The sequence below is a fragment of the Streptomyces sp. NPDC002537 genome, assembly GCF_053594975.1.
Window position 1 is genome coordinate 53,281 of record NZ_JBSFWT010000003.1, and the last position, 23,390, is coordinate 76,670.

Annotated in this window: 30 protein-coding genes; 22 read left to right on the forward strand and 8 right to left on the reverse strand. The window is 68.6% G+C overall.

Annotation, left to right across the window (positions count from 1 at the left end):
* The first annotated feature begins 20 nt into the window (after positions 1-20).
* On the forward strand, positions 21-605 hold the full coding sequence (locus ACWD4A_RS02105) for a hypothetical protein (protein ID WP_451188132.1): 585 nt from the start codon (positions 21-23) through the stop codon (positions 603-605).
* Positions 606-793: 188 nt separating this feature from the next.
* Here ACWD4A_RS02105 and ACWD4A_RS02110 read toward each other — a convergent pair whose 3' ends face one another.
* Both ACWD4A_RS02110 and ACWD4A_RS02115 read right to left on the reverse strand, forming a co-directional pair.
* The gene (locus tag ACWD4A_RS02110; protein WP_451188134.1) at positions 794-1,135 is read right to left on the reverse strand and encodes a hypothetical protein; all 342 of its coding nucleotides are present in this window, start codon (positions 1,133-1,135) and stop codon (positions 794-796) included.
* Between the two features lie 121 nt (positions 1,136-1,256).
* The gene (locus ACWD4A_RS02115; RefSeq protein WP_451188136.1) at positions 1,257-1,604 is read right to left on the reverse strand and encodes a hypothetical protein; all 348 of its coding nucleotides are present in this window, start codon (positions 1,602-1,604) and stop codon (positions 1,257-1,259) included.
* Positions 1,605-1,915: 311 nt separating this feature from the next.
* Between ACWD4A_RS02115 and ACWD4A_RS02120 the strand changes: the two genes are divergently transcribed.
* The 7 genes from ACWD4A_RS02120 to ACWD4A_RS02150 all read left to right on the forward strand — a co-directional run bounded on the left by ACWD4A_RS02120 (position 1,916) and on the right by ACWD4A_RS02150 (position 7,681).
* Positions 1,916-2,689: a hypothetical protein gene (locus ACWD4A_RS02120; RefSeq protein ID WP_451188137.1), complete on the forward strand. Its 774-nt coding sequence runs from the start codon at positions 1,916-1,918 to the stop codon at positions 2,687-2,689.
* Between the two features lie 12 nt (positions 2,690-2,701).
* Positions 2,702-3,169 carry a hypothetical protein gene (locus tag ACWD4A_RS02125; RefSeq protein ID WP_451188139.1) on the forward strand — a complete coding sequence of 156 codons (468 nt, stop codon included), beginning with the start codon at positions 2,702-2,704 and terminating at the stop codon, positions 3,167-3,169.
* A gap of 217 nt (positions 3,170-3,386) precedes the next feature.
* Positions 3,387-5,015 carry a hypothetical protein gene (locus ACWD4A_RS02130; protein WP_451188141.1) on the forward strand — a complete coding sequence of 543 codons (1,629 nt, stop codon included), beginning with the start codon at positions 3,387-3,389 and terminating at the stop codon, positions 5,013-5,015.
* A 116-nt stretch (positions 5,016-5,131) separates the two neighbouring features.
* A complete protein-coding gene (locus ACWD4A_RS02135) occupies positions 5,132-6,499 on the forward strand; it encodes a hypothetical protein (RefSeq protein ID WP_451188143.1) in 1,368 nt (455 codons plus the stop codon).
* A gap of 60 nt (positions 6,500-6,559) precedes the next feature.
* Positions 6,560-6,733 carry a hypothetical protein gene (locus ACWD4A_RS02140; RefSeq protein ID WP_451188145.1) on the forward strand — a complete coding sequence of 58 codons (174 nt, stop codon included), beginning with the start codon at positions 6,560-6,562 and terminating at the stop codon, positions 6,731-6,733.
* A gap of 2 nt (positions 6,734-6,735) precedes the next feature.
* On the forward strand, positions 6,736-6,978 hold the full coding sequence (locus tag ACWD4A_RS02145; RefSeq protein WP_451188147.1) for a hypothetical protein: 243 nt from the start codon (positions 6,736-6,738) through the stop codon (positions 6,976-6,978).
* 40 nt (positions 6,979-7,018) lie between these two features.
* The gene (locus ACWD4A_RS02150; RefSeq protein WP_451188149.1) at positions 7,019-7,681 is read left to right on the forward strand and encodes a hypothetical protein; all 663 of its coding nucleotides are present in this window, start codon (positions 7,019-7,021) and stop codon (positions 7,679-7,681) included.
* Here the strand turns inward: ACWD4A_RS02150 and ACWD4A_RS02155 are convergent.
* Entirely contained in the window at positions 7,666-7,902 is a 237-nt protein-coding gene (locus tag ACWD4A_RS02155; RefSeq protein ID WP_451188151.1) for a hypothetical protein, read from the reverse strand. The two genes, ACWD4A_RS02150 and ACWD4A_RS02155, sit on opposite strands and share 16 nt — an antisense overlap.
* Before the next feature lie 89 nt (positions 7,903-7,991).
* Between ACWD4A_RS02155 and ACWD4A_RS02160 the strand changes: the two genes are divergently transcribed.
* Positions 7,992-8,474 carry a hypothetical protein gene (locus ACWD4A_RS02160; protein ID WP_451188152.1) on the forward strand — a complete coding sequence of 161 codons (483 nt, stop codon included), beginning with the start codon at positions 7,992-7,994 and terminating at the stop codon, positions 8,472-8,474.
* A gap of 30 nt (positions 8,475-8,504) precedes the next feature.
* On the opposite strand, the gene ACWD4A_RS02165 is transcribed toward ACWD4A_RS02160, so the two are convergent.
* Positions 8,505-8,867, reverse strand: coding sequence for a hypothetical protein (locus ACWD4A_RS02165; protein ID WP_451188153.1), 363 nt, complete (start codon positions 8,865-8,867; stop codon positions 8,505-8,507).
* A 400-nt stretch (positions 8,868-9,267) separates the two neighbouring features.
* Between ACWD4A_RS02165 and ACWD4A_RS02170 the strand changes: the two genes are divergently transcribed.
* Positions 9,268-10,437 (forward strand): hypothetical protein, encoded by a 1,170-nt coding sequence (locus ACWD4A_RS02170; protein WP_451188154.1) that lies wholly within the window; start codon positions 9,268-9,270, stop codon positions 10,435-10,437.
* A 21-nt stretch (positions 10,438-10,458) separates the two neighbouring features.
* Here the strand turns inward: ACWD4A_RS02170 and ACWD4A_RS02175 are convergent, their stop codons facing one another.
* Together ACWD4A_RS02175 and ACWD4A_RS02180 are read right to left on the reverse strand one after the other, a co-directional pair.
* Positions 10,459-10,896: a hypothetical protein gene (locus ACWD4A_RS02175; protein ID WP_451188156.1), complete on the reverse strand. Its 438-nt coding sequence runs from the start codon at positions 10,894-10,896 to the stop codon at positions 10,459-10,461.
* 118 nt (positions 10,897-11,014) lie between these two features.
* A complete protein-coding gene (locus tag ACWD4A_RS02180; RefSeq protein WP_451188158.1) occupies positions 11,015-11,266 on the reverse strand; it encodes a DUF3761 domain-containing protein in 252 nt (83 codons plus the stop codon).
* A 260-nt stretch (positions 11,267-11,526) separates the two neighbouring features.
* Between ACWD4A_RS02180 and ACWD4A_RS02185 the strand changes: the two genes are divergently transcribed.
* The 3 genes from ACWD4A_RS02185 to ACWD4A_RS02195 are packed head-to-tail and all read left to right on the forward strand — an operon-like array spanning position 11,527 to position 12,674.
* Positions 11,527-11,934 (forward strand): hypothetical protein, encoded by a 408-nt coding sequence (locus ACWD4A_RS02185; RefSeq protein ID WP_451188159.1) that lies wholly within the window; start codon positions 11,527-11,529, stop codon positions 11,932-11,934.
* Positions 11,935-11,960: 26 nt separating this feature from the next.
* The gene (locus tag ACWD4A_RS02190; RefSeq protein ID WP_451188161.1) at positions 11,961-12,191 is read left to right on the forward strand and encodes a hypothetical protein; all 231 of its coding nucleotides are present in this window, start codon (positions 11,961-11,963) and stop codon (positions 12,189-12,191) included.
* A 21-nt stretch (positions 12,192-12,212) separates the two neighbouring features.
* Positions 12,213-12,674: a hypothetical protein gene (locus ACWD4A_RS02195; RefSeq protein WP_451188164.1), complete on the forward strand. Its 462-nt coding sequence runs from the start codon at positions 12,213-12,215 to the stop codon at positions 12,672-12,674.
* 61 nt (positions 12,675-12,735) lie between these two features.
* On the opposite strand, the gene ACWD4A_RS02200 is transcribed toward ACWD4A_RS02195, so the two are convergent.
* Both ACWD4A_RS02200 and ACWD4A_RS02205 read right to left on the reverse strand, forming a co-directional pair.
* A complete protein-coding gene (locus tag ACWD4A_RS02200) occupies positions 12,736-13,185 on the reverse strand; it encodes a hypothetical protein (RefSeq protein ID WP_451188167.1) in 450 nt (149 codons plus the stop codon).
* Positions 13,186-13,236: 51 nt separating this feature from the next.
* Complete coding sequence (locus ACWD4A_RS02205) at positions 13,237-13,791, reverse strand: hypothetical protein (RefSeq protein WP_451188169.1); 555 nt, start codon at positions 13,789-13,791, stop codon at positions 13,237-13,239.
* A 435-nt stretch (positions 13,792-14,226) separates the two neighbouring features.
* Here ACWD4A_RS02205 and ACWD4A_RS02210 point away from each other — a divergent pair, with 435 nt between their 5' ends.
* The 9 genes from ACWD4A_RS02210 to ACWD4A_RS02250 all read left to right on the forward strand — a co-directional run bounded on the left by ACWD4A_RS02210 (position 14,227) and on the right by ACWD4A_RS02250 (position 23,104).
* Positions 14,227-16,680 carry a phage tail tape measure protein gene (locus tag ACWD4A_RS02210; RefSeq protein ID WP_451188172.1) on the forward strand — a complete coding sequence of 818 codons (2,454 nt, stop codon included), beginning with the start codon at positions 14,227-14,229 and terminating at the stop codon, positions 16,678-16,680.
* A gap of 10 nt (positions 16,681-16,690) precedes the next feature.
* A complete protein-coding gene (locus tag ACWD4A_RS02215) occupies positions 16,691-19,525 on the forward strand; it encodes a hypothetical protein (protein WP_451188174.1) in 2,835 nt (944 codons plus the stop codon).
* 46 nt (positions 19,526-19,571) lie between these two features.
* On the forward strand, positions 19,572-20,105 hold the full coding sequence (locus ACWD4A_RS02220; protein ID WP_451188177.1) for a hypothetical protein: 534 nt from the start codon (positions 19,572-19,574) through the stop codon (positions 20,103-20,105).
* A 65-nt stretch (positions 20,106-20,170) separates the two neighbouring features.
* Positions 20,171-20,608 (forward strand): hypothetical protein, encoded by a 438-nt coding sequence (locus ACWD4A_RS02225; protein ID WP_451188180.1) that lies wholly within the window; start codon positions 20,171-20,173, stop codon positions 20,606-20,608.
* A complete protein-coding gene (locus ACWD4A_RS02230) occupies positions 20,605-20,982 on the forward strand; it encodes a DUF1003 domain-containing protein (RefSeq protein WP_451188182.1) in 378 nt (125 codons plus the stop codon). Before ACWD4A_RS02225 ends, ACWD4A_RS02230 begins: the two co-directional genes overlap by 4 nt.
* The gene (locus ACWD4A_RS02235; RefSeq protein WP_451188184.1) at positions 20,982-21,899 is read left to right on the forward strand and encodes a glycoside hydrolase family 25 protein; all 918 of its coding nucleotides are present in this window, start codon (positions 20,982-20,984) and stop codon (positions 21,897-21,899) included. The genes ACWD4A_RS02230 and ACWD4A_RS02235 overlap by 1 nt, the downstream gene beginning before the upstream one ends.
* 76 nt (positions 21,900-21,975) lie before the next feature.
* Positions 21,976-22,227, forward strand: a complete 252-nt coding sequence (locus ACWD4A_RS02240; RefSeq protein ID WP_451188185.1) for a holin — start codon at positions 21,976-21,978, stop codon at positions 22,225-22,227.
* Positions 22,228-22,243: 16 nt separating this feature from the next.
* Positions 22,244-22,594: a hypothetical protein gene (locus ACWD4A_RS02245; RefSeq protein WP_451188187.1), complete on the forward strand. Its 351-nt coding sequence runs from the start codon at positions 22,244-22,246 to the stop codon at positions 22,592-22,594.
* A 150-nt stretch (positions 22,595-22,744) separates the two neighbouring features.
* The gene (locus ACWD4A_RS02250) at positions 22,745-23,104 is read left to right on the forward strand and encodes a hypothetical protein (RefSeq protein ID WP_451188190.1); all 360 of its coding nucleotides are present in this window, start codon (positions 22,745-22,747) and stop codon (positions 23,102-23,104) included.
* The last annotated feature ends 286 nt before the right edge of the window (positions 23,105-23,390 follow it).

The window sequence follows — 23,390 nt, forward strand, 5'->3', positions numbered from 1 at the left end:
TGGTCCTCACACTCAGCTCCATGCAGACCACCGTCATTCCCGGGCTCACCGTCGACGAGCCGATGTACGAAACCGCTGTGGAAGGGCTCGCCTTGCGCGTACCCAGCCTGACGCTCGCATGGGAGCAGTTCATCGCTCCCACGTCCTGGTGGCTGGTGCCGGACGAGTCCGGGCGTGCCAGCCGGGCCGAGCTCACCCTCCTCGAGACGCAGCAGTCCACGATCAAGATCAATATCTGGCTGCGCCCGGACCTGCGTGGTCCGGACGGCACTCCGCTCCCGCACTCCCACCCATGGGATTTCGACTCCTACATCCTGACGGGCGGGTACGACGAGGACCGCTACAGGCTGGCTGGCGACGGTCAGGTCCATGCCGACCCCGGCGTGGCACACCAGCACGGCGGTACCAATCACGTCAATCGCGCCCTCTACCACGAGGTCACCCACGTCCATGCCCCCGGCGCCACCATGAGCCTGATGGTGTGCGGACGCGGCGAGCGGGGCGCCTGGGGGTACCTTGACCTCTCCACTGGGCGACACCGGCCGGCCGCACCTGACCCGGCCTTCAGGGCAAAACTGCGGGCCCTGAACCCTCAGCACCGCTGACGGGCGTCCGAGCAAGGGGGAGCTCTATGGGATCCGGGCATCCGACACGGGCGCAGGACGTGCTGCCGCTGATCGCGAAGCGCATCGGCTGAGTCCCGGCACACCGACGGGACTCTCCGGCCTGCGGGAAGCATGTTGAGGCAGTGGGGCCAGGGCCCGGTCCTGTCCCCACGGGTTGAACAAGGCTCTCAGCTCCACCACTTGTGCCAGAGCGCGTTGTCGGAGCCGCGGACGAAAGTGTCCAGGCGGCCGCTGCTCCAGGAGGACACGGCCGGGGCGGAAGTCAGGCCGCCGCCGAGGGACTCCCAGCCGGACCACGCCTTCACGGTCGGCGCGGCTGTCGCCGCGGCAGGGGCGAGGAAGGAACCGAGGAACAGGAAGAACGAAGCGAGGAGGACGGGTAACGTCTTCGCATGCTGGACTCCTTTCCAGGGGAAGTACGGGCGGTCAGACAGTAGGGGAGCGGACGGCTGCCGGACAGGAGTGAACCAGCCCTCCCCGCAGAGCGCCGGGCAGAAGGCGCCGACCATACCGCCAGGCGGCCAACAGACGCCCGGACACCCCGCCCCGAGGCTGCGCGGCACTTTCGTCGGTGCGCCGCAGTCTGTGGAGTGGATCGTCTGGCGGAGCGGTCGTTCCGCTGTTTTCAGGTCAGAAGCGGTGCCGGATGCGGTCGAGGTCTGCGCCGAGGACGGCAAGGTCGGGGTGGTCTCGAAGCTGCTGCTCGTGCGCCCACTCGTCAAGGTCGGCTTTGTGCGCGGCCTGCACGTCGGCAAGGGTGGCGCCGGTCAGGGCGGCGAGAAGAGCCCGATTGTCGCGACTCAGGCCGTTGTAGCGGTTGTCGGGCGCGTACAGGGAGGCGATTCCGACAGGGTCGATGTGACCGGCCTCACCAAGTTTCTCGGCCAGCCATCGCCGGAATGGCGTGTCCTGTGACTTCCAGGCGGGGTCCCAGGTGTCGTTCTCGGGGTCGTCGGGGCCGGGGCCGGTGATGGGCATGGACGATCACTTTCCAAAGATCAGCTGGGGTATGCGAGTCTGCTTGGTCCCGGCATCCCGATCGTCCTCAACGGGGGGACCCTCACCAGACTCCGCACCGACCCCGCCCGTGCCACCCACCTCCTGCGCGCCCTGCTCGTCCTGACGAAAGTCGAAGTCAACCGCTGACAGACGATCTGCTCCGCAGATTGCCGCCCACGATCAGCACGAGTACCCAAGAGCCGGTCACACCAGCCCACTGACCTGCGACTTCAAGTTGGCGGAAGCTCCTTTGAGTTTCATCGGTGTCCTGTCCCGGGCTGGAGGTGGCCATGTCCGATGCCACCCTCCAGCTCGGGGACCTGCGAGGCGTCTGGCGTCCGGTGTATGCCCGTCGCCTGGCCCTGCACGCCACCGCCGACGCCGTGGTGCTCACCGCGTGGAAGGCGGACCTTCGCGGCATCGGCCTGGGCCCGGCGGTCGCCGCCTGGCGGCAGACGGTGGGAGAGACCTCGGACCCGCTTGGGCCACACCGGCGGCGGGCCGCGGCCGCCGCGGTCCTCGCCTGTCTCACCGCCTGGTCGTGGCCGCGGACCCGTAAGGCTCTGGCCGGTGCTGCGCAGCGCGCTCACCGGGCCGGGTGGGCGGCCGGCCACCACCTCATCACCCGTGATCACACCGACGATACGGGCTACGGGGAGCCGGGTCCCGGGCACCTCGCGCTCGGCTCGCCGGACATGAGCCCGGACACCGCCGGGGCCACAGCGACCGCCGTCCTCACCGCCGCCCTGGGCGCCGCAGCGACACGTGCGGGCCGGGCCATGGCGGACAGCAGCGGTGACCCGCAACATGATGCCGAGGACGTCCTCAACATCGGCCTTGACCTGGCCCTGGCCGCCGACGTCGCGGTGTCCGCCGCCTACGGTGCCGGACTCCTCGCCGCCTACGTAGGAGGGGACACCAGGGCGGTGATCTGGCTGTCAGCGGGCGACGGCAGGGTCTGCGAGCGCTGCTCCGGCGCTGAGGCCGGTGGCCCCTACAGCCTGCTGGCCGCGCCCCGCCTGCCTCAACACCCTCATTGCCGCTGTGTTCTTGCTCCTGCCTGACCTGGAGGTTCTGTGCCCACCAATCCGGTCTTCACCCCGGTCGACGGAACCGGCAATGTCATCGGTGCTGCTGGTAGCCCTTCGTCGGTGATCGTGTCGAATTCACCGACGGTCTTCACGGTGGTTCAGCCGCCGGTCGCCCTGTACTCCGAGGCATCGCAGTCCCGCACGGCGAACGGGACCACGACGGCGCAGACATGGACCAACAACGTCAGCCAGGCGATCGTCGGCGTGAACATCACGGCCTTCGCGGGCGGCACCAATCTGGTGGTGGGCCTGCAACAGCTGGATGCCAACGGCGCGTGGCAGACGCTCGGTTCGTCGACGGCCATGACCACGACGGGAACGGCCACCTTCTCCATCGGGCCCGGAATGGGAGTCGGCGCCGTGCTGGTGTCCGGCGGTTCCTACCGGCTCGCCTGGACCCTCACCGGCACGTTCACCACGCTCACCTTCCAGCTCTCCGTGCAGGGCAGGTGAGCGTGTACGAGATCCCGAAACGGGGGCACGCGCCCCGGGGCTCCGTGAGCCGCCGGGACGTCGAAGAAGCCGCGGCCCGGAAAGCGTTTGTCGAGGACCTGGTCCAGGCCGTCGAGACCGATCCCCGGGTCCGCGCCGCGATCCTGCGGCTGGCCGTCGGCACCCGGCGCGCGCCACGGCTCACGACGATGGCCTCTGTTCGCCGAGGAGGCGCGGGATGACACAGCGGATCGCAACCGTCTCCGGCACCATGCTCACCCCCGGGGTCAGCCGCAACGGCCGCCTCTACAGCCGCGAGTTGATCGCCAAGGCGGCGCGACGGATGCAGGAGCGGATCGCCGACCCGGGCGGGCTGCCGATCGTCATGCGCACCCACCACGATGCGGGTGATGACTCCCGGCTCATCGTTGGCCGGCTCACCTCCGTCACGGTCGAGGAGGACGGGTCCGCGCAGTATCGGGCGGATCTGTATGACACGGCGCCCGGCCGGGACATCGCCGCCCTGGTGACCGGCAGGGAGCCGGCGTTGCGGTCGGTGTCCATCCACGGCTACTGGCTCGGCCCGCTCCAGCGGGTGCAGCACGAGGGCGAGACAGTCACGACCGCTGATGACCTGGAGATCCATGCCGTGGACTTCACCGCCACGCCCGGGGTTGCCGGGGCGACGGTGGCCGCCGCCTCCTATACGCCGGACGAGGCTCCGGCCGCCGAGTCGGCGGGGCGCGTCCCGATCAGCGAGTCCGTCCAGGCCAGCGTCGAGCCGGTCGACGGACCGCCGGCCGGTGAGGCGTATTCGGCGCAGCAGCGGCGGGTGATGGCGGCCCGGGGCCAGGCGATGACCGACGGCGCGTACCCCATCAGGACCCGGGCCGACCTGCGCCGCGCGATCCGTGCCGTAGGCCGGGGCGGCGCGGATCACGACGCAATCCGGCGGCACATCATCCAGCGCGCCACCGCCCTCGGTCTGGCGTCGATGATCCCCGATACCTGGAACAAGGACGGTTCGATGAAGGAATCCGCCGGGCTCCGGCTCGGAGAGGTCCGCGAGTACTACCCCAACAGCCCCGAGGGCGGCGCCGGGTTCTGCATCGACGCCTTCAACGGGCCGCTCTCCCTGACCATGCGGGCCTGCGGGATCGACCCCGCCGAACTCCGGGCCATCACCCAGGCCGCCATGGCGGCTGCCGTCGACGCGCTCCAGGCCATGGACCCGGACATGGACGCCGACATCGACGTCCCCGGCGCACCCCACGCCGACACCGACGACGACAGCGGGTCGGAGGCCGCGCATGTCGTCGACGCCGTCGCTGAGACCACCCCGGCCGTAGTCGCCGAGGAGACCACCACCGAGAAGGAGTCCGCCGTGAGCGAGACCGCAGCCCCGGCCGCCGAAACGGCGGCCCCCGAAAACACCACTGGCCGCACCCTGACCGACGCCGACATCGCAGCTCTCGGTGCGCTCTTCGGCGCCGCGCTCCAAGAGAACCTCGCGCCGGTCGTCACGGCTGTCACCGAGAAAGAAACCAAGGCGGTGCCGGAGGAGACGGCCGAGTCCGTGGCACCGGCCGACAGCCGCAAGGCCGGCAAGAAGGCCGGGCGGGCCCTGAAGGAGAGCCTGCGGACCGAGATCGGCCAACTCAGGGAGCAGCTGCGCGAGGAACTGCGCACCCAGGTCCGTGACGAACTCCGCGAGGAGCTTCTCAAGGAGAATGGGCTCCCGCCCCGCCAGGGCTTCCGCGTCCACGAGAACGACAAGGCCACCGGACCCACCGGCGACGAGCTGTTCGACAACCGTGCCGAAGTCCTCCTCGGTTCCTTCGGCCGTACCCCACAGCCCGCCCAGTAGGCAGGCAGCACCTCCCCCAAGGCCCCGCCCTGGCGGGGCCTTTGCCATACCCGTCCCCAGCCAGCCCCGTCCGGTGAGCACCCGACGGGGTTTTTGCACGAGAGGAGGTGCCTCTCGTGCCCACCGAGCTCGAAGAGGCCATCACCACAGCGGGAGCCGTCTCCCCGCTCATACCCAAAGCAATCGACCCCGTCCTGCTGGAGTATCAGCGCCGTTACGCTCCGCTGCTCGCCGCGATCCCGTCCAAGCAGTGGAACTCGACCCAGTATTTCTTCAACCGGCGCGTCCAGCGGCCCGACTCCGGCGGTGTTGTCGACGGCGGTGCCCGGCCGGTCGGCAACTCGACCTACGAGCAGCTGGTCTACAACATCCGCCTCTTCCAGGCCGTCGGCTCCGTCACGGGCTACGCGCAGACCGTGACCCGGGACATTGTCGGGGACCTGCGTCAGCTCGAACTCGACGGCACGGTCACCTCGATGCTCTGGTCGCTGGAGAACAGCTTCATCTGGGGCCACGACGGCGCCACCGCGGCAGGGCTGTACCCGATCTGCTCCGGCCTGGACTACCTGGTGTCGAACTGGTCGGCCGGTACCGGATCGAACAACTACGTCAACGCCCTCGACATCAACGGAAACTTCGCGTTGCACTACCTCGACCAGCTCATCGACCTGGTCGAGACGAACGCGGCGATGCCGATCGGCAGCCAGTACATGTTCGTGATGAGCCCCCGCATGGCCAGCGCGGTCTCCCAGGCGTTCGTTGCCCAGCAGCGGTTCGCCGCCCCGACCACCGCGCTCGGCGCGGGCCTGAACGTGCCGACGTACAGGGACGTGCCGATCCTCAAGTCGAGCTTCCTGTCGCCCCGCACACAGCAGATGAGCACGGTGTCGACCGCGACCGCGACCACCGGCGGCACCCTGGCCGCGGCCACCTACTACTACCAGCTCTCGGCGGTCGTGGCCCGCTTCGGTGAGATCGCGGCCTCCACAGAAGTCTCCCAGACGACCACCGGCTCCACGAGCACGGTCACGCTCAGCTTCTCCACCCCGACGAACCTCCCCGACGGCGCCAGCCCGATCCTGTACAAGGTCTACCGGTCCACCGCGACCGGCACCGAGACCCTGATCGGCACCGTCGACGCCTTCGACACCACCGGCGCGGCCGTCACCAGCATCATCGACAACGGCACCAACCTCCTCACCAACAGCACCGTGAACACCGGTCCGTCGGCCTACCAGGGCAGCAACACCGGCGCCAAGCCCCGCGCCGCCTCCGCGACCGCGGGCCCCGAGGACGTCTACCTGGTGCCCCGCGACCCGAACTTCATGGTCCGCCCCTACACCCGCGACATGCAGATCCTGCCGCTCGCCCCGACGGTGACGGCGCCCGACACGCTCCCGTTCGCCGTGCTCACCGACACCACGCTCGCCATTCGCGGGCCCCGTTATGTGGGCAGATTGTCCAGGATCACCGCCGCTCTGTAGCCCGTCGTCCCGGTTCCTACGGGCCGGGTCGGCACCACCAGTTGGAATGGAGGCGGAGCCATGGCAGCCCGATGGTGCTGTGTGTGCTTGTTCAAGGACGGCACGGAGACGACGGCGGACACCACGGTCAAGGGCTACCGCATCTGCCGGAAGCACCTCTCCTACAAAGAGGACTTCTTCCGGGACTGGGAGTCGGTGCAGGACCCGAAGAAACAGCCGAAAGCGAAAGGATGACGATGTGGCTCCGTAAGACACGACAACTCCCCGGCTCGGCCCCCGGCGGCTATGCCTGGTCCACGCACGAGGACGTCGTCGAAGTCCCCGACGGCCTCGCCACTGACCTGCTGGCCATCCCCGACGCCGGGTTCACCGAGGCCGCCGCCCCGAGCGGACCAGCCACCGCGAGCGCTCCCGAAACCGGTGACGCCCAGGCGGCCAAGCGCCGCCCGGGGCGCCCCAGGGCCGCGATCAGCGAATAGCCGCCGCGCACGCCCGGCCGGAGGACAAGGAGGTGCGGACATGGCCGCCGATACTCCGACACCCCTGGCCACCGTCGCGTCGTTCACCGAGGGACCATTCGCCAACCTCGTCTCCGGCTTCTCCGCGCAGGCGCAGACGAACCTGATGCTCCAGGCCACCCGGGCATGCGAATCGGCCTGCGACCGCCGCCTCGCCGCCTTCACCGGGGTGGTGGAGACGCAGCGGGCGGACGCCATGGACGTCGAGGACGCCCTGGACGCCTACGTCCCCCTCGACCCGACCAGCCAGCTCGGGTTCTCCCGCGCCCAGTCGCTCGGCTCCACGCTGCTGACCCGGCACTTCTGGGTACGGGAACACCCGGCGCGCTACCCGGAGCTGTGGGCGGGCAGCGTCGCCTCGATCGCTCTGTACCGGTCGTACTCCGGCGCCCAGACGGTCGCGGTGGGCACGGTCCAGTTCGAGCCGGACACCGGGCATTGCCGGTTCCAGCTCGGCACTTTCGTCCCGCCGGGCACGACGATCCAGGTCACCTACTCCGGCGGGTACGCGACCGTGCCGGCGGACCTGGTGCAGGCGTGCCAGTACATGGCCGCGAGCATGGCCGTGAAGCAGCTCGACCCCGTGGACGGCCGGTCCGGACACGATCCGGACGCCCTGCGGACAGATGCCCTGGAAATGCTCGCTCCCTACACCCGGCGCTGACCATGCGCCGGACGCCAGCTGGGGCCCGTCGCCGAAGGCGTGCTCTCCCTGGGGCTGTCCGGACGAAGCTGTCCGCCCGGCTCAAGGCCCGCCACCCCCGGCACCGGATCACCCAGCGCCGCCGCCTGCCAGGCCGCCCGCACCGGCACGGTCACCCAGGCACCCGCGTCGGCCTGCGGCATCACCACCGGAGCCCGCGCGGTGTCCACTACGTCCGCCACCGCCCCCGCACCGGCCGCGCCCGCCACTCACACCTCCGGCTCCCGCGTGCTCGCTGGAACCCCGGGCAGCGGAAGGGAAGGAGGAGACGGTGAGTACAGCGGACGCCGTTGACCGGGAAGTCGCGTGGCTGACCACCAGCGGTGACGGACTGCCCGCGCTGCTGACGAGCGCTGGGGGCCCGTGGGGCAACGTGCAGGCCTACCAGCCTCGCACCCCCGGCAAGCGCGGCACCAACCTGTTCGTCCTGCGCCGCCAGATCCACGACAAGCGGTTCGCGAACGTCCGCCGCATGCCCACCTACGAGTTCGTGCTCAAGGCGGTCTGGCCGCTGTCCTCCGGCCAGGGCGCCGCCGAGGCCGACCAGAGGGCTTTCGATACCGCGATCGACAAGACCCTCACGCGCATCGACGGGTTCCCCGGCGACAAGAGCCACGGTGGCCGCTTCCGGTCGGTAGCCGAAGATCCGGCCTATGTGACCGTCCGGTTCACTGACCCGGAGCAGACCTTGCAGACAGGCGAATTCCACGCGGAAATTGTCTACTTCGCCGATGATTTCGAGACTACGGGATGAGGGGCCTCATGCCGGGACTCGCGCACGGGCTCACTGGGGTGGGGCATGCATGTGGCACGTAATCTCAGTGTCCCCCGAGACGTAGCAGCATGACTTAGGCCTCACGGCGGTGTCCGATCCGCCGTCCGCACGCTTCTGCCATCCATGCTCCGGCGAATAGGCTTCGGCCCACTTGCACAGCGATATGCGACCCGCCGCCGAGGTGGGGAGGCCCGCCTCCTTCAAGAAGCGGTGAGGATCGGCAAGGAGCTGTGCCATCTCCTCCGGTGTCGCGTCGAAGTGGTAGAGCGGCGGATCGCCCTCCAGCCCCGGGACACCTTTGCCGGCCAGCTTGGTGACCTTGACCATGACTACCTCCAGCCAAGACGGCCTGCCCCCGCCCTTCCAGTTCACTGCCGAAGTCTGTGTGCCGCAAATTGATCTCACCGGCTTCTCAGCTGGAGACGAATTCGCGCGCGGCGACATCACGGCCGGCCCGTCCCGGCTGTGGGACCCTGCCGCCCGCAGGCCAGCTCTTGTCCCCACCTCTTCAGCTCTTATGGCCTCTTCCTGCACGGAGGCCTTCCCGAACGTCCGGAGCCCCCATGCCGCTGCAGAAAAGCACCCACGAGGCCGCCGTGGACATCCCCGCGATCCCAGCCACTGTCCAGCCAGGAGAGACCATTAACTGGCCCGACCCCATAGCCGGGTTTGTTGTCATCGATACCGTTCCGCCGATGTCATCTGAGCGATCGCCGCACCCGTCGAAGAGGAAGTCCCTCAGTCCCCTTCAGCCTGCTGAGGAGGTGACGTCGTGACGCAGATCTCCCGCCTTGCCACCCTCGGCCTCGCCAAGGAGAGCACCGCCGGAACCTGGGTGGCGCCCACCATCGGAATCCCCTTCACCAAGGGCGACTACGAGGACATGTTCACAGAGATCAAGGACGAGAGCATCAGGGGCAACGACACGGTCCTGCAAGGCATGTACCAGGGCGTCGTCCACGCCGAATGGCAGCTCGACGTGCTGGCCTACCCGGATCTGCTCGGGCACTTCCTCACCGGGATCATCGGCCCGGACACTGTGACTCCGGCCACGGCCAGCACACTGTCGGCCTCCGTCACGGCCGGGGCGACGTCCATCCAGACCGTCGCCGCGCTGCCCGCGTCCACGGTGATCCGTATCGATACTGGGGCGAACACCGAGTACGCCTGGACCGACGGCACCGCCACCGGCACCGGACCGTACACGTCCAATGTGACCACGGTGCTCGGCAAGACCGGCGCCAACCGGGTCGGCCTGTCGCTCGCGCACGCCTCGTCCGCGGCCGTGACGACCACGACGACGCACACCTTCAAGCAGTCGACTACGCCGCTGCCGACGTACAGCCTGACCCTGTACGACACCACGCAGACGGTCTCCTGCTCGTACTGCCGTCAGTCGGATCTCCAGGTGAAGATCGACCCGAAGGGCGCAGTCACCGCCTCCGTGAAATACGTCAGCTTCCCCAGCGTGGTCCAGTCACCGCAGACCGAAAGCTTCTCGACCTTCGATCCGCTGCTGGGCTGGTCGTGGAACATGACCAACGCCGGGGCGAGTTCGACTCGCGGCCTGTCCTACGACCTGACCGTCAAGCGCGCCACCGAAGCCATCGCGTCCTCGGACGGTACTCAAGCCCCGCGCGAGGTCTTCGTTGGCCCCATCGAGGTCGACGGCACCTACAAGGCGATCTTCGAGAACCAGACCGATATGAACCTCTACCTCGGGTACGTACAGTCGCCTGCGACCGCGACCTTGCAGCAGCCCATTGCACGTGGCGGCCAGTCCCTCAGCCTGACCATGAGCAAAAGTGGCTGGTACAAGGGCAAGCGCGACTTCGGCAGTGCCTACCTGCAGGCGGATTTCAGCCTGTCGGGGATCTACAACACGGTCGACGGCGGCGCTGCCCAGGCGACTCTGTCCAACTTCCAGACCGCGGCGTACTGACCGGTCAGCGCGGCTGCTGCGTCAGGCGCGATGGGGCTGGTTCGTCATCGACCACCGTACTGCGTGGGCGGTTGGGCAGGGCCAGGTCACGCGGCACGTCGCGCACTGCCCGTCCGGACCGGCTTCGTGCAGGTGCGCCATCGCGTAGCGGAACTCGGTGGCGCTCTTGGGCCATCGCGAGGTGTTGAGCCAGAGCAGCGACGCTCCCGTGAGAAGTCCGCCGGCGCCGAGGATGGCTCCGGCCAGCGACTGGGGCAGGCCCTGGTCCCGGCACAGAGGCTGGACCTGCCTGTTCATCTGGTCGGTGCCGTAGCTCGTGTGCTCGGACAGCGCGGCGTAGATCGCAGGCCCGCATGTGCCGGTGGTGCCCAGAACACTGATGGTGACCGGCAACGCCCAAAGCACCCCTCCCATGGTGAAGGTCGCGATAACACTGAGAGCAGCGGCGAGACGACGCATGTATAGCTCCTCTGAGAAGGGCCTGGGTATCGTGCGGGGCGGTGCGGGATGGGCCCAGGCATGGCGCAACGGACAGTTCCCCTCCCGGAGGCCTGCGGAGCAGGGGGGCTCGCAAGCGCTACCGGTACCAGTAGCGCACGCCTCGGTGGCGCGAACAGGTCCCGCTGAAGCGTGCGCTATAGGAGTAACTCCCGTCCTTGCACTGCGCGGTGGCCCCGTGCGGATGCCGACTTCTGGCCTTGCATACACCCGTGGTGTGGTGGGCACACGCCGCGGCCGCCTGGGCAGCGTTCCCCGAGGCAATGGGCACCATCAGCACTCCCGCCGTCATCAGCGCAGCCGTGGCCGCACGCGTCCTCTCCAGCATCATGAGTCTCCCCTCGCGTCGTTGGGTGGGGAGATTCTGGCTGGCGATTCTCCCGGCCAGGCGAGTACACCGTGTTCGTCACCGGTCCGGGACGATCGGGCTGCGGCGGTGACGGAACGTTCGAACCGGGTCGCACATGCGGTCCATGCGACGGCAACCTCGCCGGAGCACTCCCACTCCCTGGCCGGGCGGCGTGTGAGGGCGTCGCGCCCGGCCGGGGAACCCACGCCCTCAACACCCTTGCCGCAAGGAGACCCCCACCCATGTCCGGCTACACGAACCGCGTGATCCTGCTCGAATTCCCCCAGCTCGGCGACAAAGTCTCCGTATTGCTGCGCAATCCGGTGCTGCTGCCGCCCGGGGAGTTGACCCCGGACGACGTCGCCACGGACGCCGATGGCAAGCCCGTGGACCCGCAGGCGGCCAACGCCGCGATGTACAAGGTCATGGCGAACCTGATTGTCGCCTGGCACGTGTACGACGCCAGCGCCACCGGGGTCCCAGTGACCATCGACCTCGACGCGGACGACCTCACCGCCCAGTTGGCGGCCCTGGAGGCTGCGGAGCAGACGCGCCTGGTGGAGGTCACCCCGGAGAATGTGGCCCGGCTGCCGATGGCGATCATCACCCGGATCGGTGAGGAGATCGGCCGGGTCGCGGACCCTTCCTAGGCCCCGGCTCCGAATACTACGAGGACGTGCTGCTGCCGGTTGAGTCAATCCTCGACGGCACCTGGGCGTCAGGGAGCCCGCCGCCCGAGTGGGCCGACTTCATTCTGATGCGCCGCATGCGCTGGACTTGGGGTGACCTTCAGCAGACCCCCTTGTATGTGCGCCGGTACTGCCTCGACTTCCTCGGCCTCATCTCCGAGCAGGAGGAACGGGAGAACGAGCGGGCGCGGCGTGAGGCCGATCGGCGCATGGGGTGATCCGGATGGGGGTGAGCCGCGGTGCCGGAACTCCGTCCGGGCGCGTTCGCCCGGCTGTTCGCCGAGATCGACCGCGATGCCCAGCTCAAGGCCCGCACCGTCCTGACCCGGCTGGCGGGGGCCGTCGAGCGCCAGGCGAAGGTCAACGCCAGCAGCGGCTCCCACGCTTACGGCACCCCGACCCCCGCTCGGCCGGGAACGGGCCCGGCGGTGATCTCCGGGACCTTGCGCCGCTCGCTCACCCACACTCCCGTCGTGCGGACGGGTGGCGGCTGGGAGACCAGGGTCGGCACCGCGCCCGGACTCACCCCGCCGTATGGCAAGGGCCGCACTCCGGCCAACAGGTACGGGATGTACCTGGAGCGTGGCATGCTCCGCAACGGAGCCTCTTACCCGTTCCTGCTGCCCGCCTTCCGGTTCGGCATCACGCATGTGGCACCGCAGCTGTACCGGAGCGTCTTCGGCGGCGGGTGGGTGCGGTGACACCGTGAGGGTCCCGGCGGCCGGGGCTGCCGGGACCCTCACGGTGTCATGACTTCGGCCGTCAGGAGGAACCCTTGCGGTCCCGCAGGCGCCTGCGCAGGATGAAGAAGGCCATCAGGGCGATCACCGGGCTGAGGGAGATGAGCGTGGGAATGCCTGACGCCAGGTCCTGGCCGACGGTCATCGGGAAGGTCAGCGCGAGGATGAGCGGCAGGCCGGCGTAGAGAACCGCGCCGGTCCATCGCCACGCTTTCTCGGCCCTGGGCCACCACGGCCGGGCCTGAGCCCGGGGCTCGGTATAGACGATGGCGACCGAGACCGGCCACACGAGCACGGCACCAAGGAGCGGTGAGAGCGTAACTCCCTTCCAGCTCAGGAGCTCCCGTATGAACGATGCTCCGGGGTAGGAGATCATCAGGAAGAACAGCACGTTGAACGTGCCGTATCCGATGGCTTCTTTCACCGTTCCCGGGCTGTCCTCACCGACGGGCTTTTCGAATACTCCTGGCATGGCCTTCCCCTTTCACCGTCCCGCATAGCCGCCGGGCATGACGTCAGCGTGTCAGGCGCACGCGCTGGCCACGCCGCCGAGGCCGCTGACGGCCATGACGAATTCCGCGAACTCCGATCCGGCCTCCGGCGGTGCGTAGCCCTCCTTGAGGTAACGCCAGGCGTACTTGGCGAACTTGGCGTAGCCGCCGACCTTGCCGACGATCCGGGCCACCTTGGCGACAGGGATGGCGTTCTCGGCGGCGAACTTGCCCACGGCTATGGTGCAGCTGAACCAGTTGAAGCCCACGACCTTGGAGGCAGTGCCGGGGCTGATGCCCTGGCGCTCCATCGCCTTGGTCAGCTGCTGGACGACCTCGGGGTCGTTGAGGTTCCTGGACTGCAGTTCCGCGGGGAGGTTCTGGATGGCCTGGGCGAAGATCTCCAGGGCCCGGACGGCCTCGGCGCCCCCGGTCGTTCTGAGGGCCGCGGGGGCGGCGGCAGCAGCCGTGACGGTGGTGGACTGCGCGCGGTCGAATTCCACAGCGGAGGCCGCCGGGGCGGCCAGGCCGAAGGTGAGGGCCGCAAGGGCCGATATGCCAGCGGTGCGCAGGGCGCGGCGATTCATTACACTCCTGAGTGCGTATGCGGGAAGACGGCATGCGGGAGCGCCGGTGTTTGGTTGCGAGCCCACCCGGTTCCCGTGTGTCGTCTTCTCGCCTTCTCCCGGCTGACGGAGGGTCAGAGCAGGGCGGACCATCCGACGCTAACGCCGCAGATCGGCACGCTCAACGCAAGATCAAGTGACAAGAGTCACGACCGCGTTGGCGTGAAATGCGGTTGCCTCGCGCGGGCAAATAAGGACCCTCGAAAGGAGAGTTGGAAGCAGATCAAGCCACCCAATACCCGGCTGTATTCCACTGCGGCGAAACGTTTGCCGCCGGGTTGATCACTTCGCTCGCGTTCCTCAAACAGCCGGTGTTTTCCGTCAGTTGAGCGGCCTGCCGTTGGCCTGGCCATCTACTCGCTTCGGTCGCCTTTGAGGCGGGGAAGGCGGTGGCAGGTGGCCGAAGTCGCCGATCTGTGGGTGACGCTCCGCGCCGAGACCGCCCCGTTCCGCCGTGGCATGTCCGAGGCCGCCGCCACGGGCGAGAGCTTCACCGCCAGGATGGGCGGTATCGGCGGCGTGATGACGAAGCTCGGCAAGGCCACTACCGCTGTCGGGATCGGCGTGGCGGTCGCCTCCGTGAAGATGGCCTCGGACTTCCAGTCCGCGACGGTCCGGCTGGTCACCTCCGCCGGTGAGACCAACGACCATCTCGACCTGGTCCGCAAGGGCCTGCTGTCCATGGCCGGTGAGGTCGGCGTCAGTGCGACGGACCTGGCCAAGTCGATGTACTACGTCGAGGCCGCGGGCTATCACGCCGGCGACGGCCTGACGGTCCTCAAAGCGGCCGCGCAGGGCGCGGCGGCGGAAGGCGCCGACACCACCACGGTCGCGCAGGCGCTGACGGATGTGCTGAAGGACTATCACCTCCAGGCGTCGGCGGCGGGTGACATCACCTCCAAGATGATCACCGCTGTGGCGCACGGCAAGGTCAACTTGCAGGACTTCTCTGCGGCGTTCGCCAACATCGTCCCCACGGCGTCGGCGGCCGGGATCAGCTTCAACGACGTCGGCGCGGCTCTGGCCGAGATGACCAATCACGGCTTCACCGCGCAGCGCGCCAGCCAGAACCTGGCCCAGGCCTTACGGTCGCTGCTGAACCCGACCAAGCCCATGTACGACGCGTTCAAGCAGTTCGGTGTCTCGTCTGATGAACTGAAGGCCAAGTTGCATGGCCCCAACGGGCTGACGGACGCCATGGAGTACCTGTCGCAGGCGGCGACGAAGGCGGGCAGGGAGGGCACGCCGGAGTTCGCCGCGGCTTTGAAGCGGCTCATGGGCACGGCCCCGGGGGCGAATGCCGCGCTGACGACGGTGGGCGCCAACTTCAAGGACACCTCGGACACGATCCGGGCCATGGGCGGCGCCACGACCGATGCCCAGGGCAAGGTCAAGGGGTTCGCGGAGGTGCAGCAGACCCTCGGGCAGCGGGTGAAGCAGTTGCGCGCGGGGTTCGACAGCCTGCTGATCCAGCTCGGGACGGGGCTGATCCCCATCGTGACGGCTGCGATCGGGTTCTTCACCCAGCACAGGACCGCGGCCGAGGCCCTGGCGGTCGCGATCGGCGTCGTCCTGGCCGGCGCGGTGGTGAAGTTCGCAACCGGTGCGGTGCTCGGGGCGGTCACGGGTGTGAAGGACATCGGCACCGGGCTCGCCAGCGCGGGCAGGGCGGTGCGGGCCTTCGCCACGTCGGAGAGGGTGGCCGCCGCCGCGGCACGGGTCATGGCGGTAGCGCAGGCCGCGCTGAACCTGGTCCTCGACGCGAACCCCGTCGTCCTGATCATCCTGGCGGTTATGGCCCTGGTCGGTGCGCTGGTCTACGCCTATACGCATTTCGCCTGGTTCCGCGCGGCAGTGCAGACCGCGTTCCACGCGATCACGGCGGCCGTCTCCTATGTGATCGACTTCGTGCGGGCCCACTGGCAACTGCTGCTGATCCTGCTGCTCGGGCCGGTCGGGCTCGCGATCGTCGGCTTGGTCAGGTACTGGTCCCAGATCCGCTCGGCCGTGACCACGGCGGTGTCGTTCGTCGTCGGCTTCGTCAAGGCGCACTGGCCGCTCTTGCTCGCACTCCTGACCGGCCCGGTCGGCATCGCTGCCCTGCTGATCGTCCGGTACTGGAAAGACATCGCCGACGGCTTTGCCGCGGCGTACCACGCGGTCGTCGGCGTCGCGAACAGTCTGGTGTCGTGGGTGTCCGCGCTGCCGGGCCGCATCCTGAACGCGCTGGCGCCCCTGGGCGGGCGCCTGTGGGCGTGGGCCGTCAACGCCTTCACTCGGGCGACATCGGGGGCAACCAGCTCCGGCAGCGGCCTGCTGTCGTGGGTCTCGGGCCTCCCGCACCGCATACTCGCCTCCCTCGGGAACACGGGCTCACTTCTCTGGAGCTCCGGCGCGAACTTGATCAACGGTCTGGTCGACGGTATCTACGCCGAGTCCGGGCGCCTGTACTCCTACGTGCGAAACCTCGCGAGCAGCGTCTCGTCGGCCTTCTCCTCGGTCCTGCACATCTTCAGCCCCTCCCGGGTGTTCATGGCCCATGGCACGAACATCGTGGCCGGACTTGTCCAGAGCCTGCGGGCCGGTGCTCGGGCAGTCGTCGGTGCCTCGCGCGGTCTGGCCACCGCCTCACTCGACGGCTTCGGGTCACCGGCCGCCGCGGTGAGCATCACTGGAGGACTCAGGAGTGCCACGGGCGGCGGGGGAGGCCCTGGCTCCGGACCAGTGGTGATCAATGTGACGGTACAGGGCAGCGTCCTGTCCGAACACGACCTGCGCGATGTGATCGAACGGCAGATGCTGCGGCTCGGCATGCGTTCCTCCACCAGCTACACCCCCTACAAACGCTGAGGAGGCGAAGGTGGCGATCAACCCCAACTGGCCGCTGGTCGCCGAGGAATGGGGACCGTACTGGAACTGCGCCGGGGGCGACAGCCCATTGGATCGGTACGTCGAGGTCACCCCCCGTACCCGCGGGCGCTCCAGCATCCAGCGGGGGCGGCAGTACGAGCTGGACCAGGTCCGCGCGGGCGAGTATCAGGTCACCCTCGCCAACACCGACGGCGTTCTCGACCCCCTGAACTCCAGCGGGCCGTGGGCCGGGCACATCATGGCCTACCAGCCCTACCGCAAACGCGCCCAATGGCCGCCGACGGCAAATCTGCTGACGCAGGTGCAGGCCACCGGCGGCGACCTCGGCGGCTACAGCACCGGACCCCTCGACATTAGCGGCTCCGGCCAGGACATCTTCTCCCTGACCGACCCCTCCGGCGGCGGGCAGATCGTCGCGGACGCCACCGCCTGGCAGGGCAGCCGGGTCCTCGCCTTCCAGGTCCCCTCCGGCAGCACCGCCCCGACGCGGGTCTTCCACATCCCGCAGGTCGGGGTGATTCCGGGGCAGACGTACATGATGCTCGTCCAGGTCCGCGACGCCACCTCCGGTACCGCGCTCCAGGTCCAGCCCTTCATCGCCTGGTACCAAGCCGGGTACGGCAACGGGCCGTTCGCCTTTTCCTACGGCACCACCGTCACCCTGACCGGCTCACCGACCGGGACCTGGACGCAAGTGTCGGTGACCGCCACCGCGCCCTCCTACGCGGCCGGAATGGACATAGGCGTCGCCCTGGCCGCCACCGCGACCGCGACATGCACGGTGCAGGCCGACGGCGCCTACCTCGGCAAGGGCACGAGCGGCGCCTGGGTCGCGCCGGGCGTGTGGTACCCGCTGTACGCGGGTTTCGTGGAGCGCTGGCCCTCCCGCTGGAACTATCACGGGACATACGGGACCGTGGAGCCCGTCTGCGTGGACGCGATGTCGCTGCTCTCCCAGGTCAAACTGACCGACCCGCTCACCGCAGAGATCAACAACCACAGCCCGCGCTTCCTCTACACCCTCGGCGACCCGCAGAACGTCACCTCGCTCACGGACACCACCGGCACGTACCCGGCCGCACCGATCGGGGTGTCGAAGTACGGCGCCGGCTCCGTAACCTCCGGCACCCAGATCACATCGGCCACGAGCGGCGGCACCTACACCGGCAGCAGCGGCACCGTCGTCACCGTCAGCAACGCCAACCCCGGTTCGAACCTGCCCAGTCCGGCGAACTTCATCAGCCTGACGGCCGCGGGCATCAAGGGCCCGGCGAGCCCGAGCGGGACGTGGTCGCGCATGTTCGCCTTCCGCTACACCGGCCCCACACCCTCCACCTCGGCGGTCATGTGGTCGTGCTTCGACATGCGCTCGGGCGGCGGGTCCTCCCTGTACTGGCAGATCAACTCATCCGGCCTGCTACAAATGGTCATGACCGGACCAGCGAACAACGGCTTCACCTACCAGCCGTCGACCACCTCCGTCTCCGACGGCAACTGGCACCTGGTCACTACCAGTTACAGCCACACGGCAGCACAGCTCATCATCAGCCTCGACGGCGCCAGCACCATATGGACCAGCGTCGACACCACCACCGAGCCGACCGGGCTCGTCTCCGACTCCGTCGGCGGCTGGGTCGACCCCTCAGTCGGCAACGGCACCGCGTTCAACTACAAGGGAGACCTGAGCTTCGCCGCGGAGTTCCCCACAGCGCTCACCGCCACCGACTGCACCAGCCTCTACACCGCGTGGAAATCGGCCTGCGCCGGCGAGTCCACCGACGCCCGCTACGCGCGCATCCTGCGCTACGCCGGGTACACCGGCATCTCCTCCATCCAGTCCGGCCTGACCACCAGCATGGGCCCGATGGCCACCGCCGGGCAGGACGCACTCTCCGCCCTCCAGGCCGTGGTCGACACCGAGAACGGCGAGCACTACGCCGACCGGTCCGGGACCATCGTGTTCAAAAGCCGCGCGGCCCGCTACAACTCCCTCGCCCCCGCCTACGTCTTCGGGGAGAGGCCCGATCTCGGCGAGTTCCCTTACGAGGACTGCCAGCTCGACTACGACGCCACCCACCTGTCCAACCAGGTCACCGTCACCCAGGCCAGCTCGAACCAGGCCTTCTACGCCCAGGACGCCTCGTCCATCGCGGACTATTTCCCGCGCACCCTGACCCGCACAGTCAATTCGAGCTCCGCACCCGAATGCCATGACGCTGCGGGCTACCTGCTCAGCAGGTACAAGAACCCCGCCACCCGCGTCGCGGCCCTGAAACTGCACCCGGCAGCGAATCCCGCGCTCTGGCCGGTGTGCCTGTCACTGGAACTCGGGATGCGGGTACGCGTCATGCGCCGCCCGCCAGGTGTCCCGGCCGACCAGATCGACTGCTTCGTCGAGCAGATCGCGATCAGCATGGACGACCAGGGCGACGCCGTCTGGACCCTCCAGTGCTCCCCGGTCGACCTGACGCCATATGGCGCGTTCGCGAGCTGGCACACCACCCTGGCCTCCAGCCTCGCCGCCGGAGTCACAACCATCACTATCAACGCCTCGGCCGACACCACCAACCCCCTCACGGCCCAGCTCGCTGCCGGCCAGCAGCTCGTCCTCGGGCAGAACACGGCCAACCAGGAGACCGTGACAGTGGCCACCGTTGGCGCGACGAGCCCCGGCTGGACATCGGCCACGATCACCCTCACTACGGCCACCACCAAATCCCACACGGCAGGGGACACGGTGTGCGAGCCGCTCCCGGCCGGGATCACCGACCCGACCACCTGGGACGCCGTCGACCGCTTCGACGCGGTCGCCTTCGCTTACTGACCACCGGCCCGACCACGGCCCGCCAACCCCTTTCCGGAGGTGAGCCGTGGCCCGTACTGTGCCGTCCGCGGCGACCGTCGCACCTGGTCAATACGTGACCGGCGCCCTGTGGAACGCCAACGTCCAGTACCTCTCGTCCTTCCTCACCGGCCCGCCGGTCTTCTCCGGCTACCAGGCCACCTCGCAGTCGATCCCGACCGCGACCTTCACCAGCCTGACCATCGACACCACGGTCGTCGACAGCGACGGCGGCCACTCCAACACCGTCAACCCCAGCAGGTACACGGCCACCGTGCCCGGCACGTACCTCGTGATCGGCACCGTCGGCTGGACCGGCGCCTCCTCCGGCTACCGCCGCTGCCGCCTCACCCTCAACGGGTCCGCCATCATCGGCACCGCGGTCGGCTCCGACGCCGTCAACAGCGTCTTGTGCGGCCAGTGCACGAGCACCGTGGTCGCCCTCAACGGGAGCACCGACTACGTCGAGGTGCAGGGCCAGCAGAGCAGCGGCAGCGCCCTGGCCACCTACGTCAGCTCGGACTTCACCTCATCCCTCCGCGTCTACTGGATCAGCCGCTAACCCTTGTCCCCGACCCGTACCGCCCCGGCCATACCGGGGCTTCCTCTTTGCGCCCGGAGGCACCCTTGCCTGCCCATGACCACAGGCCCGTCCCCGCCCACGACCAAGCTGTCACCCACCGGTACCGCGTCCACTACCCCGACCACGCGCCCCGCGAAGACGACCCGCACTACCACCTCTTCGAGGAATACCGGCGACGCACCAGGGACAGCGCCCGCTGCGCCATAGCCGTCCGCTACGACACCGCGGCCCACTGCTCCGGCGGCCTCGAACTCCACCACGCGGCCGTCGAATTCGCCGCGGCCAACGAAGTCGACATGGCGTTGGTGATGAAGGACTTCCCCGAGGTCCACGACAGCGAGAGCTTCGAGCGATGGCTGGAATCGGGGGAGTCGCAGCTGGTGTGGCTGTGCACCCACCATCACCGCGGCAGCGCTGGCGTGCACGTGGTCTCGGCGGCTGACTGGTCCGCCGCGCAGTATGTCCCAGGCTTCCTGCTGTGAACGAGCACCCACGGGTTCGGCACCCCCACGAGTCGCTGAACAACGAGATCGGTGACCAGCTGAACATGGTCTTCGGATCGATGAGGACTTTCTGGGCCCTGGTCATCTGGCAACTGGGATGGATGACACTCGCCACGCTCGGCGCGCCACTGTTGCGTTCCGACCCGTACCCCTTCACGTTCTGCCTCTTCCTCAGCAATCTCATCCAGTTGTGGGCCTTGCCGGTGCTGGGTAATACCGCCAACCGCGCCGATCAGAAGCGCTCCCTCAAGGCCGACGCGGACCACCAGGCCCTGACCTACCTCGCCCAGCGAGTCGACGCGATCGCCGCCCGCGTGGGCGCCGCGGACCAGACGGCCAACGGGGGTCTCTGATGGGCATCTACGGGCAGGACTGGGCCTCCTACCAGCCGTCGCAGCCCGACACGAGCGGGTTGTCCTTCGCCTTCGTCAAGGTCTCCGAAGGGCTCGGCTACGTGAATCCGCGCTGGGTCTCACAACGAGAGCACGCGAAGACTGACGGCCTGGTCTGGGGCGCGTACCACTACCCCCACATGGCCAACAGCCCCACTGGCGAAGCCGACTTCTTCCTCGCCCAGGTCAACTGGCAGCCCGGCGACCTCGTCGTCCTCGACTGGGAGGGATACGACGATGCCAACCGGAGCGTGCCCCGCGCTGACCAGGCCACGTACAAGGAATCCTGGCTCCGGTACGTGAAGCAGCGCCTGCCGCACAACCCGGTCGGCATGTACGCGAACCTCGACTACTGGCGGAACGTCGACACCACGGGCTTCTACGGGGATTTCCTGTGGATCGCCACGGCGGGACGCAACGCTGGCGATCCCGGGATCGCCGCGGACTGGCTGTTCCACCAGTACAGCGACGCAGGTGTCGACCGTGACTACTGCCGTCTCGACAGCGCCGGCGAACTCCGCACCTGGACGCTTTCCTTCCAGCCCGCCCCACCCTCCCAGGAGAACGACATGCCCCAATGGATCACCGGCCCCGTCATCCCCGGCGACCAGCCCACCGTGGTCCTGGTGCCGAACGGAACGGCCTGGAGCGCGTACCCGAACCGGCGCCTCCACCTCGGCATGGACCAGATCGCCGCCACGTCACCCAGCGGCAGCGTCCGCGTCGCCATCCACAACGGCACGAACTGGCGCACCATCCAGGCCGTGTCCCTCGCCTCCGCCAAGGGCACCGTCGACGTTCCGCTCACCCCGGGCGACGTCAAGGTCAGCCTCCAGACGACGACGCCCGGCATCACCTACGCGCTGGAGACCTGGTGACCCCCACGCCGGGCCCGACGCCCCGGTAACCCCTTGATCAGCACGGTGATTCCCCGCCTCACAGAACGGACTCGTCATGCCCCGCTTCCTCCTCGACCTCGCCGAGAGAACCGCCGCGACCTACCTCGAAGCGTTCCTCGGCCTCCTCCTCGCCGGTACCGTCACGGACCTGTCCACCGCGAAGGCAGCGGCCGTCGCAGCGATACCCGCCGCCCTCGCCATCGCCAAGGGCGCCCTCTCGGGACTCCTCAATAGGTCCGGCACGGCCAGCGCCCTGCCCGCGCCCAAGACCACGGCTGCCAAGCCGACCGGTCCGGCAGCCTCCTGAGCACCGGAGGCACTCGATGGCCGATGACCTGTCCGTCGGCGAACTCGGACGCACCGTCGACGCCCTCCGAAGGGAGTTCCAGGACGGCATGGCCGGCATCAACGCACGCCTGGACCGCCTGGTCTCCACCGAGGTCCACGCCCTCCAGTCCGCCCACACCGACCGGCTGATCACCACCCTCACCCAGGGCCTGCAAAAAGAAGTCGAAGCCAGGGAAGCCCTGGAGAACGAAGTCGAACGTCACCAGCTGGGCGAAGCCGAACGCCGCGAACGAGAACGCCAAGCGCGCCTCTACCACGCCATCGTCCCCGTCGCCCTCGGACTGATCGCCGCCGTCATCGCCATCTGGGGCGTGATCGGGAAATGACCGCCAAGGCAACGCCTCAAGCCCCGCCCTTGCCACCCGGCAGGGGCGGGGCCCTTTGCCATCCCCCGGTTCGCTCTACGGGCGCAGGCGGAGTTGGGGCAGGCCGCCAATGCGTTCGACGTGGCGTGGCCCGTTCATGAGAATCGGCCCATGAGTCTCCTCGTGCACACCTTTGTCTACGACGCAGATGGCGGCCACGACTTCTTGGAAGACCTCGAGTACGGCGATACCCTGGCCGGTTTCGAGAGCACCCGGACCCGGCTGTGGGGCTCCGAGGCGATCCGGGCCTTGAGCTCCCGGTTCTTCCCGCGGCTCGACGGCGCTGACCTCTTCGTGGAGCCGGACGAGATCGATGACTTCCTCGCCGAGTGTGAGGCACTCCGCCCTCACCTCGACCACCTTGCCGAACAGAGCGGCTACTACGCCGACTACGTCACCCAGCGCTTCGACAACATCGTTGCCGCCGCGCTGAGAGCCAAGGCCAAGGGCGGTGGGATCGTCGTCTGGTAGCAGTCGTCAATCGATGGGTGTAGCGAGCCGCACCCAGCCCCGCATCCAGCCGTGCTGGTCCCGAAGGCCCCAGCTCAGCTGGGATTAGCGAATCAGCGGTCGCGGGCACCGCCTCGCCGGCCATCGTCGCCATACGCACATACCGTCCTTGGAAGCGATCCGCACCTCGTCAGCGAGCTTGGCAAAAGCTCAAACGTGGGAGCGGTTCATGTCAGAAAATGAGGCTGAGCCTGAGCCCGTCTGCACCTCCAGCAACGGCATGCTGGCTCAACTTCCATCAAATGCC

Excerpts from the sequence above, each read along its gene's own strand:
- ACWD4A_RS02235 (WP_451188184.1), top strand. The coding sequence starts at position 20,982 with ATGGGCATCTACGGGCAGGACTGGGCCTCCTACCAGCCGTCGCAGCCC.
- ACWD4A_RS02150 (WP_451188149.1), top strand. The coding sequence starts at position 7,019 with ATGGCCGCCGATACTCCGACACCCCTGGCCACCGTCGCGTCGTTCACC.
- ACWD4A_RS02120 (WP_451188137.1), top strand. The coding sequence starts at position 1,916 with ATGTCCGATGCCACCCTCCAGCTCGGGGACCTGCGAGGCGTCTGGCGT.
- ACWD4A_RS02200 (WP_451188167.1), bottom strand. The coding sequence starts at position 13,185 with ATGCCAGGAGTATTCGAAAAGCCCGTCGGTGAGGACAGCCCGGGAACG.
- ACWD4A_RS02115 (WP_451188136.1), bottom strand. The coding sequence starts at position 1,604 with ATGCCCATCACCGGCCCCGGCCCCGACGACCCCGAGAACGACACCTGG.
- ACWD4A_RS02245 (WP_451188187.1), top strand. The coding sequence starts at position 22,244 with ATGGCCGATGACCTGTCCGTCGGCGAACTCGGACGCACCGTCGACGCC.
- ACWD4A_RS02105 (WP_451188132.1), top strand. The coding sequence starts at position 21 with ATGCAGACCACCGTCATTCCCGGGCTCACCGTCGACGAGCCGATGTAC.
- ACWD4A_RS02240 (WP_451188185.1), top strand. The coding sequence starts at position 21,976 with ATGCCCCGCTTCCTCCTCGACCTCGCCGAGAGAACCGCCGCGACCTAC.
- ACWD4A_RS02140 (WP_451188145.1), top strand. The coding sequence starts at position 6,560 with ATGGCAGCCCGATGGTGCTGTGTGTGCTTGTTCAAGGACGGCACGGAG.
- ACWD4A_RS02175 (WP_451188156.1), bottom strand. The coding sequence starts at position 10,896 with ATGCGTCGTCTCGCCGCTGCTCTCAGTGTTATCGCGACCTTCACCATG.
- ACWD4A_RS02250 (WP_451188190.1), top strand. The coding sequence starts at position 22,745 with ATGAGTCTCCTCGTGCACACCTTTGTCTACGACGCAGATGGCGGCCAC.
- ACWD4A_RS02110 (WP_451188134.1), bottom strand. The coding sequence starts at position 1,135 with ATGGTCGGCGCCTTCTGCCCGGCGCTCTGCGGGGAGGGCTGGTTCACT.
- ACWD4A_RS02185 (WP_451188159.1), top strand. The coding sequence starts at position 11,527 with ATGTCCGGCTACACGAACCGCGTGATCCTGCTCGAATTCCCCCAGCTC.
- ACWD4A_RS02130 (WP_451188141.1), top strand. The coding sequence starts at position 3,387 with ATGACACAGCGGATCGCAACCGTCTCCGGCACCATGCTCACCCCCGGG.
- ACWD4A_RS02180 (WP_451188158.1), bottom strand. The coding sequence starts at position 11,266 with ATGATGCTGGAGAGGACGCGTGCGGCCACGGCTGCGCTGATGACGGCG.
- ACWD4A_RS02145 (WP_451188147.1), top strand. The coding sequence starts at position 6,736 with ATGTGGCTCCGTAAGACACGACAACTCCCCGGCTCGGCCCCCGGCGGC.
- ACWD4A_RS02205 (WP_451188169.1), bottom strand. The coding sequence starts at position 13,791 with ATGAATCGCCGCGCCCTGCGCACCGCTGGCATATCGGCCCTTGCGGCC.